This window comes from Vibrio sp. 10N.247.311.51 (assembly GCF_041467855.1).
Classification (GTDB): domain Bacteria; phylum Pseudomonadota; class Gammaproteobacteria; order Enterobacterales; family Vibrionaceae; genus Vibrio; species Vibrio coralliirubri.
Map to the genome: position 1 here is coordinate 25,386 of NZ_JBFSVK010000039.1, position 11,663 is coordinate 37,048.

The 11,663-nt window shown below is 45.7% G+C and carries 10 protein-coding genes and 1 riboswitch; of the genes, 2 read left to right on the forward strand and 8 right to left on the reverse strand.

The annotated features are described in order from the left end of the window. Positions 1-4 precede the first annotated feature (4 nt). Positions 5-946 (forward strand): LysR family transcriptional regulator, encoded by a 942-nt coding sequence (locus AB6E85_RS23880; protein WP_012605070.1) that lies wholly within the window; start codon positions 5-7, stop codon positions 944-946. A gap of 122 nt (positions 947-1,068) precedes the next feature. After that, a complete protein-coding gene (locus AB6E85_RS23885) occupies positions 1,069-2,859 on the forward strand; it encodes an aminopeptidase P family protein (RefSeq protein ID WP_372144481.1) in 1,791 nt (596 codons plus the stop codon). Positions 2,860-3,001: 142 nt separating this feature from the next. Here the strand turns inward: AB6E85_RS23885 and thiH are convergent, their stop codons facing one another. The 8 genes from thiH to AB6E85_RS23925 form a co-directional block, all read right to left on the reverse strand. After that, positions 3,002-4,114, reverse strand: coding sequence for a 2-iminoacetate synthase ThiH (gene thiH, locus AB6E85_RS23890; protein ID WP_372144483.1), 1,113 nt, complete (start codon positions 4,112-4,114; stop codon positions 3,002-3,004). A 7-nt stretch (positions 4,115-4,121) separates the two neighbouring features. Continuing rightward, positions 4,122-4,886: a thiazole synthase gene (locus tag AB6E85_RS23895; RefSeq protein ID WP_065677097.1), complete on the reverse strand. Its 765-nt coding sequence runs from the start codon at positions 4,884-4,886 to the stop codon at positions 4,122-4,124. Positions 4,887-4,888: 2 nt separating this feature from the next. Further along, on the reverse strand, positions 4,889-5,098 hold the full coding sequence (gene thiS, locus AB6E85_RS23900) for a sulfur carrier protein ThiS (RefSeq protein WP_048610390.1): 210 nt from the start codon (positions 5,096-5,098) through the stop codon (positions 4,889-4,891). Then, positions 5,095-5,877, reverse strand: a complete 783-nt coding sequence (locus AB6E85_RS23905; RefSeq protein WP_081231237.1) for a HesA/MoeB/ThiF family protein — start codon at positions 5,875-5,877, stop codon at positions 5,095-5,097. Before AB6E85_RS23905 ends, thiS begins: the two co-directional genes overlap by 4 nt. After that, positions 5,867-7,159: a thiamine phosphate synthase gene (locus AB6E85_RS23910; RefSeq protein WP_372144484.1), complete on the reverse strand. Its 1,293-nt coding sequence runs from the start codon at positions 7,157-7,159 to the stop codon at positions 5,867-5,869. Before AB6E85_RS23910 ends, AB6E85_RS23905 begins: the two co-directional genes overlap by 11 nt. Next, positions 7,159-9,108, reverse strand: a complete 1,950-nt coding sequence (gene thiC, locus AB6E85_RS23915) for a phosphomethylpyrimidine synthase ThiC (protein ID WP_248369880.1) — start codon at positions 9,106-9,108, stop codon at positions 7,159-7,161. The genes AB6E85_RS23910 and thiC overlap by 1 nt, the downstream gene beginning before the upstream one ends. Positions 9,109-9,238: 130 nt before the next feature. Beyond that, positions 9,239-9,337: riboswitch (TPP riboswitch) on the reverse strand. Positions 9,338-9,399: 62 nt separating this feature from the next. After that, entirely contained in the window at positions 9,400-9,783 is a 384-nt protein-coding gene (gene crcB / locus AB6E85_RS23920) for a fluoride efflux transporter CrcB (RefSeq protein WP_004736665.1), read from the reverse strand. Positions 9,784-9,883: 100 nt separating this feature from the next. Further along, positions 9,884-11,266 carry a multicopper oxidase family protein gene (locus AB6E85_RS23925; protein WP_372144486.1) on the reverse strand — a complete coding sequence of 461 codons (1,383 nt, stop codon included), beginning with the start codon at positions 11,264-11,266 and terminating at the stop codon, positions 9,884-9,886. Positions 11,267-11,663: the final 397 nt, after the last annotated feature.

Below are 11,663 nucleotides of genomic sequence, written 5' to 3' on the forward strand. Positions count from 1 at the left end.
TCATATGAATATTGAGAAACTATCGCGCCTCGACTTAAACCTACTGGTTTGCTTACAGGTGCTGATGGAAGAGCTAAGCGTCACGCGCACCGCACATCGATTGTGTCTGAGTCAATCGGCTGTAAGTAAATCGCTAGCCAAGCTTCGTGAACAATTTAATGACCCTCTTTTCACGCGAAGTGCACATGGCCTGAGACCAACACCGAAAGCGGTTTTCCTTAAGCCTCGCTTAGAAACGTTGATCAACCAACTTGATGTGCTTACCCAGCCGGAAACTTTTATTCCCAATAACAGCGACCACAGCTTTCACATCGCTGCCGTTGAGAGTGTTTACCCGCTGATTCTTCCGCACTTCTTACCAGCAATATTTAGACAAGCACCTAAGGTCAATATCAACACCCACGCGTGGACCGAGCAAACCTTTAAGAAGCTACAGCTTGGTGAACTAGATATTGGACTCACCGGCAAAGACATCGACATTAACGATGCACGTTTAACCATGCTGCCGCCAGACGACATCTGTGAGCAAGAGATCTATCGTGATGCACAAATGTGTGTGTTAAGACGCAACCACCCTGCTCTGAGTGGTAAATGGGATCTAGAAACCTACCTCGCCCAGCGCCATGTACAAGTGAGATGTGATGGTAACGACCGTTGGCTGCTCGATTACAAACTTGCCGACCTTGGGCATCAACGTGATATCGCAATCTCAGTACCGGACTTCAATAGCGCCGCTAGCCTGTGTACCTACACCGACTTTGTCTTTACCGCACCAAGCCACTTTACTTACCTTGTCGCCAAACAACTCGACTTAGTGGTTGTGCCTTTACCAATGGAATTCCCGCCGATGGCATACACTCTGTTTTGGCACCGTGATAGAGAAAATGACCCAGCGCTAACTTGGTTGCGAGATATCATCAAAGAAAAAACTCTGCATCTTAGATAAAAATGGCGTACAGCGTTTGCAGCAAACGAACAAAAGCGCTAGCTTATTGACCTAATAAGTCCCCTCATATGTATATCTACTGTGAGTGTTAACAAGGACCCTAACAATAAGGATAAACACAGATGCACAATATCACTGCTGAACGCGTTGCTGCTGTTCGAGCTTGGCTTGAAACAAACAACCTAGATGCCGTTATCATTCCACACGAAGACGAATATTTAGGTGAATACGTTCCAGCTCATAACGAGCGACTTCACTGGTTAACAGGTTTCACTGGCTCTGCTGGTGCGGCGGTTATCACTCGTGAGAACGCTGCTATTTTTGTTGATGGTCGCTACACGGTTCAGGTTCGTAAGCAGGTATCAGCAGAGTTATTTGAATATCGCCACCTTATTGAAGAGCCGGCTTTAGATTGGATCATCAGCTCTCTAGCACAAGGCAGCAAGGTTGCATTCGACCCACGCATGCACACTGCTGCTTGGTTGAAAGGCGCTCAAGCTAAACTGGCAGAGAAAGTTGAACTAACAACGCTATCTTCGAATCCAATTGATGAGCTTTGGTCTGATCGTCCTGAGCCTGTGGTATCTGATGTTCGCCAAATGACAACAGATGCAGTAGGCCAATCAAGTGAAAGCAAACGTGCGGAGATTGCTGGCTTACTAAAAGCCAAAGGTGCTGATGCCGCTATCCTTACGGAACTCGATTCGATCTGTTGGTTGCTTAACATCCGTGGTTTGGACGTATCTCGCCTACCTGTTGTGTTATCCAACGCGATAATTCACGCAGATGAAAGCGTAGATTTCTTCCTAGACCCTGCTCGTATTCCTACTGGCTTTGAAGCACACGTTGGCAATGGTATACGTGTGTCTCACCCATCAGAGCTTGAAGCACGCCTTCAATCTTTGGAAGGCAAAAATGTATCTGTCGATTCAGGTACCAGTAACGCTTGGTACACGCTGGTTCTACAAAACTCTGGTGCTCATATCATTGAAACAGCAGACCCATGCCTAATGCCAAAAGCAGCAAAGAATGAAACTGAAATTGCCGGCATGAAAGCGTGTCATATTCGTGATGGTGTTGCGATGGCGAAGTTCCTATCTTGGATTGATGCAGAAGTCGCGCAAGGTAATCTGCACAATGAAGCTGTGCTAGCAGACAAAGTTCAATCATTCCGCGAACAAGACCCAACGCTGATGGACCTAAGTTTTGACACAATTTCAGCAGCAGGCGGCAACGCAGCAATGTGTCACTACAACCACGAGAACCAACCTGAACCAGGTCAGTTAGAGATGAATACTCTTTACCTAGTCGATTCAGGTGGTCAGTACCTAGACGGCACAACCGACATCACTCGTACTATCGCAATTGGCCAGCCAAGCGCCGAAATGATCCAGCAGTTCACGTTAGCGCTTAAAGGTCACATCGGCATTGCACGTGCACGTTTCCCACAGGGTACTCGTGGTTTCCAACTTGATATCCTAGCTCGCCAGCATTTATGGGCAGAGGGCTTCGACTACGACCACGGTACTGGTCACGGCGTTGGTCATTTCCTAAGTGTTCATGAAGGTCCGCAAAGCATCTCTAAGAAGCTAATCGACGTACCTCTTGTAGAAGGCATGGTGTTATCAAACGAGCCGGGTTACTACCGTGCAGATGAATTTGGTATCCGTATCGAAAACCTAGAACTGGTGGTTGAGCTGCCAACTCAAGGTGACTTCTCAGTACTAACGTTTGAATCACTAACACGCTGCCCTATCGATAAGCGCAACATCAACGTCGATTTACTGACACGACCTGAACTTGCATGGCTTAATGATTACCACCAGAAAGTATGGAACGATGTTAGCCCATTAGTTGAAGGTGATACATTGGAATGGTTACGCCAATCAACCACTCCACTTGCTCATGCTTAATGCTTAATGCTTAATGCTTAATGCTTAATGCTTAGCTAATCCAAACTTAATGAAATGAAAAACGGCTACCTTAGGGTAGCCGTTTTTATTTGTCGATTTAACTTCGTCGATGTTTCACGTGGAACATCAATCTATGTGTTCGCTAACCAGAGTAAGCACTGTGCCAGTCTCGCCACACAGGATCAAAACCACGTTGACGAATCATTGACTCAACATCAGCAGCACTTCGCTCATCACTTATTTCAAATTGCTCGAGTTCTTCTTCATCAGAAGCATAACCACCAGGCTGGGTTTTAGACGCAGCCGACATACTGGTGATTCCCAATGGCAACACATTGTCGCGGAAAGCTGCAGACTCACGAGTCGAGAGAGACAATTCAACTTCAGGGTTTAATAAGCGATACGCACAGATAAGTTGAACCAACTGTTTATCACTCATAATCGATTTAGGCTGCAAACCACCCTCACACGGACGAAGACGTGGGAATGAAATCGAGTAACGTGTTTGCCAATAAGTGCGCTCAAGGTAGTCTAAATGAGCGGCCACGAAGAAGCAGTCAGTACGCCAATCTTCCAAGCCAATCAAAGCGCCAATACCTATCTTATCAATACCCGCTTTTGCCAAACGATCGGGCGTTTCGAGCCGGTATTCAAAATCCATTTTATTGCCACGCAAGTGGTGTTCCGCGTAGGTGCTTGGACTATACGTTTCTTGGTAAACCATCACCGCATCTAAGCCGAGAGTTTTAAGCTCTGCGTAGTCATCTTGATCAAGCGGCTGCACTTCCATCGCAAGATAGTTAAATTGTGCCTTAATATTCGGTAGCACTTCACGGAAGTACTTCATCCCGACCTTGGTTTCATGCTCACCAGTCACCAACAGTACACTATCAAACTTCATCTTTTTGATAACGGCACTTTCAGCATCGATTTCATCCAAAGTAAGTGTGCGACGCTTAATGCGGTTCTCCATTGAGAAACCACAATACGTGCACGCATTCGCACACAAGTTTGAGAGGTACAATGGAATATACAGCGACATTGTATTGCCGAATCGCTTGCGTGTTAGTGCCAACGATTGTTGCGCCATCTGCTCTAAGTAAGGTTCTGCTGCCGGAGAGATAAGAGCCTTAAAGTCTTCCAAGTCGCGTTTTGGCTTACTCAGAGCGCGCTCAACATCCGCCGCCGTTTTGCTGAAGATAGACATACCAATGTCATCCCAGTTGAGCTGTTTAAATCGATCAACAAACGTCATAGGGACACTACTCGTCTAGAAATGAAGTTAGCGGACTAGAAGCAACCGCGTGAGACACCTGACCAGCGAGACCAGAAAGGTAAGCCATACGGCCAGCTTCAACTGCCAGTTTAAAAGCAATCGCCATATCAACAGGCTGTTGAGACGCAGCTATTGCTGTGTTCACTAAAACGGCATCTGCGCCCATTTCCATTGCACGAGCAGCATGAGAAGGCGCACCGATACCGGCGTCAACAATCACAGGGACATTCGCTTGGTCGATAATGATCTCTAAGAAGTCTGCCGAAGCGATACCTTTGTTCGATCCAATCGGCGCACCTAACGGCATAACCGCAGCACAACCGACCTCTTCTAAGCGTTTACACAACACAGGGTCAGCATGACAGTAAGGCAACACAACAAAGCCATCTTTAACCAGTTGCTCAGCCGCTTTTAATGTCTCAATTGGGTCTGGCATCAAGTACTTTGGATCTGGGTGAATTTCCAGTTTGAGCCAGTTTGTGCCTAGCGCTTCGCGAGCCAAGTGCGCAGCAAAGATGGCATCCTTCGCGTTCTTAGCCCCAGAGGTATTTGGTAATAAGTTCACGCCAGCATCAATGATCGGCTGTAAAATATCATCTTGTTCAGAGCGAATATCAACTCTTTTCAACGCCATGGTTGCCAGTTGAGAACCGGAAGCTTCGATAGCGCTCGCCATCAAGTACTTATTCGCGAACTTACCCGTTCCAGTGAAGAGTCGTGATTGAAACGTTTTATCTGCGATAGTTAACATGGTTAGCCTCCTGCAATGGCTTGGAAAAGAGAAATAGCATCGCCTTCATTGACGACCGTTTGTTGCCACTGACTACGCGGGACAACCGCATTATTGATAGCAAATACACAGCCCAGATCGGGTAGTGAAAGCGCTTGGATGATATCCGCTAGAGACGACGATTGTGCAACCTGTTCTGGTTGCTCATTGATAGAGATCGTTATGTTGCTCATTGGGTTTCTTCCTCTAAATAGTTAACTGTAGATGTGCAGCAAACGGGACATTCACTATCTTGAGTAACACTTAAGTTTTGCCAGTTCATCGTCTGACCATCAAACAGTTTGAGCTGATGTGTTGCGACTTGGAACTCGCCAGTACTAATGCGCTGAATCGCAGCCAGTGCTTGGAGGTTGCCTATGGTGCCAACGACTGGGCCGATGATGCCGCTATCGCTACAACGTGTCGTTTTCGGATGGTGACTGAACGGGAATAAACAGTGATAGCACCCTTTCTGCTTCTGATAATCAAAGACAATAAACTGCCCCTTCCAGCCAATCGCTGAACCAGAAATCAGAGGCGTTCTACTGCCGAAACATGCTTGGTTAACCTGCTGACGTGACTCAAAGTTGTCAGTACAATCCAACACCAAATCAGCAAGCATCACCTCAAGATCAAGTTGGCTTTGAGTCATTCGCTTATTGATGGTTCTCACTTGGCTTCGACCATTAAGCTCGCTCAGTTGTTGCTTCAGAGCTTCAACCTTAGGTGAACCTAACTGACTTTCCTTGAACGCTACCTGTCGTTGCAGGTTGGACGAGTCCACACAGTCATCATCAACCAATACGATTTTCCCGATACCGGAAGCCGCAAGATAGAGAGCTGCAGCATTGCCTAAGCCACCACAACCGATGACCAACACATGGCTATCTAATAGATTGCGTTGCCCTTGCTCACCTACTTCAGGAAGTGCGAGTTGTCGTTGATAACGAATGAATTCGAAATCACTCAGCATGACTTAGCTCCTGAGTTACCTCATTAGCAGCACTTGTAGAACTGTCAGCCATTAATGCTTCGAAGAACTCAATCACTTGTTTTGGGTCTTCGGCTAACGTAATCGCACGCACAACAGCAAGGCTCGATACCCCACAACTCCACACCTGTGCAGCCGTCGACTGGTCAATTCCACCAATCGCAACCGTCGGATAACCGGTCAGTTCTTCTGTGTATGGGATAGTATCAATCAGCTGCTGATAGAGAGATAAACGCACAAGCCCTTGAGGCTTCGATGGCATCTGCTTAGTGGTGGTTGGGAAAATATGCCCCAGCGCAATATAGCTTGGGTTGATTTGCACAATACGTAGCAACTCGTAATAACCATGAGTCGATAGACCGATCTTAATACCAGCTTGGCTCAGTTGAGATAGGTTGGATTCTTCTATGTCCTCTTGTCCTAAATGAACACCAAAAGCATTATGTTTAAGTGCCAATTGCCAATAGTCATTGATAAAAACCTGAGCGTTGTGCTCTCTACCGAGTTTGATAGATCGTGCGATTTGTTGTTCTAAATCTGCTTGCTGTTGGTTCTTAATACGCAGTTGAACAGTGTTGATTCCAAGCTTGAGTAGCCTTTCGATCCACTCAACATCATCAACCACTGGGTATAGCCCTAGGCTACTCTTACTCAGTTCAGGGAATGAGAGTGATGTTCCTTGGTGCGCCCAACCAACACTAATATCCAGTAGCTCATCTTCGAGAACGGGAATAGGAAAGTTTTGATAGTTTGCTGGCCATGTTCCACGTGAAACATTAGATGCTGCGCGAGCCAAAACCAGTGCATCTTCTAATGGGAACTCCAATGCCAACAAAGTAACTAACCAAGCAAAGTGGCCACTACTATCTAACTCCTGATGAGCTGGAGTTTCATTCCTGATAGCACGATTAGCATCTAGCTGTGACCAGAGATCCAATACAGCTGAGTCATCTAAGACACCGATATAGATAGTATTCGGAGTTTGTTCCAAGGCACAGCGGATATCAGCTAGCGCCACTGAATGACTGTAATCAACGATATGATCAAGCTCACTTGAGCGACACTCCGCCAATGAATCAACATCATGAGCAAAACCAATAGATAACGCTTGCTGAGCATCAACGATAGAGAAACATTTAGTTGGGCTTACACCCAACTCAACTGCATCGGTTGCCAAGCCCTGTCGCTTAGCAACCAATAGACAGCTTTGCACCTCTCCCGTTAGCTCAATATTTTGAGATGGGATAAGAATCTTCACTGTCATTATTCCTCTAATTGAGCTTCTTTTGCGCCTACTGCAGGATGATAAAGTTCAGAGCCAGTATCACGAAACTCTTGGGATTTCTGACGCATCCCTTCCAACGGGTTATCTAGCATCTTAATCTCGATAGCCTGATCAGCAGCCACTTGTTCAGTGTCTTTCGCGTACTCTCGAACTTCTTGAGAGATCTTCATTGAACAGAATTTAGGGCCACACATTGAGCAGAAATGAGCAACCTTGCCCGACTCTTGCGGTAAGGTTTCATCATGGAAAGAGCGCGCAGTTTCCGGATCAAGAGCTAGGTTGAATTGGTCTTCCCAACGGAATTCAAAACGTGCCTTTGATAAAGCGTTATCTCGGATTTGTGCACCCGGATGTCCTTTAGCCAAGTCTGCAGCGTGTGCAGCCAGCTTGTAAGTAATCAGGCCAGTCTTCACATCTTCTTTGTTTGGTAAGCCTAGATGCTCTTTAGGGGTTACATAACAGAGCATCGCACAGCCGTACCAACCAATCATGGCCGCGCCAATTCCAGAGGTAATGTGGTCATAACCAGGGGCAATATCGGTAGTCAATGGACCTAATGTATAGAACGGTGCTTCATGGCAGTGCTCTAACTGCTCGTCCATGTTCTCTTTAATTAGGTGCATTGGTACATGTCCAGGGCCTTCAATGATCACCTGCACGTCGTATTCCCAAGCAACCTTAGTCAACTCACCCAAAGTACGTAATTCGGAGAATTGAGCTTCATCATTGGCATCAGCAATCGAACCTGGACGTAGACCGTCACCTAATGACAGAGCGACATCGTACTTCGCACAGATCTCACAGATCTCACGGAAGTGGGTATAAAGGAAGCTTTCTTGGTGATGAGCAAGACACCATTTAGCGATGATAGAGCCGCCACGAGAGACAATACCAGTCACACGTTTAGCGGTCATAGGAACGTAGCGAAGCAATAAGCCTGCGTGGATAGTAAAGTAATCAACACCCTGCTCTGCTTGTTCAATCAAGGTATCGCGCATCACTTCCCAGTTAAGGTCTTCCGCAACGCCATTCACTTTTTCAAGCGCTTGATACATTGGAACTGTACCAATTGGTACTGGGCTATTACGTAGGATCCATTCGCGAGTCTCGTGAATATTACGACCGGTAGAAAGGTCCATCACGGTATCTCCACCCCAGCGAGTTGACCAGACTAACTTCTCAACTTCTTCTTCAATCGAAGAACTTACTGAAGAGTTACCGATATTGGCGTTCACTTTCACTAAGAAGTTTCGGCCAATAATCATCGGCTCGGATTCAGGATGGTTAATGTTCGACGGAATGATAGCTCGGCCTTCAGCGACTTCTTTACGCACGAACTCAGGGGTGATTTCTTTCGGCAGGTTTGCGCCAAAGTTATGGCCAGGGTGTTGGTGGTTCAACTGCTCATCAGCAAATTTCTGACGTCCCATGTTCTCACGTATCGCAATGTACTCCATCTCAGGAGTAATAATCCCCTGACGAGCATAGTGCAGCTGAGTAACACATTGATCGCCAGTCGCGCGACGAATTCTAGGCAGATTACCGTAACGAAGGTCGTCTAGAGTTTCATCTTCTAAACGCTCTTTGGTATAAACAGAGCTTACATCGTCTAATAGTTCTGTATCACCGCGCTCTTCAATCCATTGCTCTCGTAACTTAGGAAGGCCACTGTAAAGGTCAATTTCGTGCGTAGGGTCAGTATAAACACCAGAAGTGTCGTATACATGAATTGGTGCATTAGGTTCGAATACAGGATCTTTTTTGGTACCACCAACAAGGCTATCTGCTAGTGATATTTCTCGTACAGGGACTTGAATGTCCTCGCGAGATCCTTGGATGTAAGCTTTTTTTGAATTTGGATAAGGTTGCACGGATAAAGAATCAATGAAATTCTTCGCTTCCAGTCTTGCTTGTTTACGACTCGACATAGCATTTTTCCTTGGCTTTTAGCCATTATTTATAGGGATAAAAATGCTTGACGGATAAGATGCTACAAGAGGGATCACAGCAAGAAAATACAGTTGTGATCTGGAGATAGATCTCTAGAAGGATTCTAGTTAGATATCTACTCTTGTTCCCTTCGCAGGTATTAGCCTGATCAGGTTCAACGGATCCCGAGTTAACGGTCTCAGCCATATGGCACTCCGACAAGTACGATCGAGTATATAAAAACGGCTTAGATAAACCAAGCCGAGCTGTTAACAAATCGTAAGAAAGTTTTAAGACTTTATCAGAAGTTGGAAGCCGATCCATGCGGCTGAAATACTGAGCACCACATTGAGCAGTACATTGAGTCCCATCTTGAAAAACGCGCCCTGCTGCATAAGAAGCACGTTATCCATCGAAAACGTAGAAAATGTCGTCAGGGCTCCAAGGAAACCAAGACCGATAATTTGTCTCCACGGCTCCGTCGCAACCATCTCATTTTCAAACGCGGCGATGAGCAATCCCATAATCAAAGAGCCAATCACGTTAACAGTCAGCGTACCGTAAGGAAAACCACGCCCTAACATCACAACGCATAACTCTGAAATCAAGTAACGTGAACAAGCACCAAACGCGCCACCGATGGCGATAAAACCTAGAATAGATAACTGACCCATGAATCCTCCCAAACAATAATCCCTATATTCTAGCTTTAACGCCGATAAAAGCGAGGGTAGAAACTAAGAATGCATACGCAAATATTAAACGTTACAGGTGTCACTTAACTTCAATATATCCCATCAAACCCGTTTTCATGTGTTCGATAACATGACAGTGATACATCCAGCGGCCAGGGTTGTCGGCAACAAATGCTGCTTTCGCTCGACCATTCTTTCCAAGTAACACTGTATCGGTATGGAAAGGCTCTTCAACTTTCTTCCCATCAAGTTCCAATACAGTGAATGTATGGCCGTGAATATGAATCGGGTGATGATATTGAGTGACGTTCTTAAGATCGAATATATAGGTTTTACCCAATTCTAAAGTCGCCAACGGTTCAGGGATATTATCTTTGCTCATTCCCCCCCATGCTCGCTTATTAGTTAGCCAAAACTTAGGCATAGATTTTCCATCTTTGGATACTGGAGAAACCGCCCCTTCCCATTCAAATAAAAAGTCGATTTCTTCTGCATTAGCCAAATCTAAATTGGGCACTGGATTAAGGGGTAAAGAAGGTAGAGAGCGATTCTCAACAAAGGTTGAATCTACAACCTCGAACTCACACAAAGAGAAAGGAAAGCGTCCTTTCATTTGAAGGACGCTCACTCGCCCACCGGCTTTGGGTGCTATCAATCCAATATCCACCCGCATCCCTGGGCCAATTTTATGTTGCGTCAGTTTATAAGGCGTTTTTACAGGGTTACCATCAATGGCAATCACCCATGCCTCAGCCCCTTCGACTGCAATAGGGTAAGTGATCGTATTATCGACATTTGCGATACGCAGCCTGGTCGTTGCATGTTGTTTTAACTGATAGACAGGCTCATGTATTCCATTAACGCTACTCCACTCTCCTGGCGTACCCATACGGGCACTGAGTCGTGGGATCATTAGATCTTTCCATTGGCCTTTCTTATCTATATGCCAATGTTTAAGCATCAGTGCGTGCTCTTCATCAAACGGCACTGGAATGCTCTCCTCTACGATAATAAGACCAACCAAACCCATACCAAGCTGCTTAACGCTGTTCATATGTGGGTGATACCAAAACGTACCAGCATCTGGTGGCGTAAATTCATAAATGAATGTTTCACCTGGCATGATCGGTGGCTGACTTAAGAAGGGAACCCCATCCATTTCGATGGGAATTCTTAAACCATGCCAATGAATAGTCGTCGGTTCAGCGAGCTTATTCGTAAAGCGGATCGTAACCTTTTCACCCTGTCGACATCGAATCATCGGAGCAGGGATCTGTCCATTAAAGGCTAAAACATTGGTATTAAATCCCGTCACCAACTCAGCTGTTGAAGGCTCTGCCGTTAGGTCGTAAACATGCTTTCCTTGTTCATCAACCAACCGTTTTATTGAGCAAGCGGGCAGTACAGTGAGTGCAGATATAGCGATAGATGATTGAATAAACTTACGACGGGAGATATCCATATTTGTTGCCTTTTAGTAATAACGACCAAAATGTAACAAAATATTGAGAATAATTCTCATAAAGAAGTGTGGTTTGTGCTGTTGGTTGTTTATAAAAGAGGCTGAGATAAGTAAGCACTTACATTTTTAAGGCCAGGTTTTATTAAAAGTAAGAATTGTCGACTAAAAATTGAACAAGTCTAAAGCAAATAACAGAACTTCTGCTGAGGCGTAGATATGACAGGCTGGAGGTTTCAACTCCAACACGCGCTGTTTTGGTCAGTCGGGGGATCCGCTGCTCTGTTAATGGCGTATATTGGATTCAGAAAACAAAAAGGCTCTAGCATTTCTGCTAGAGCCTTAAATATGGCAGGGGTGGAGAGATTCGAACTCCCAACACGCGGATTTGGAATCCGCT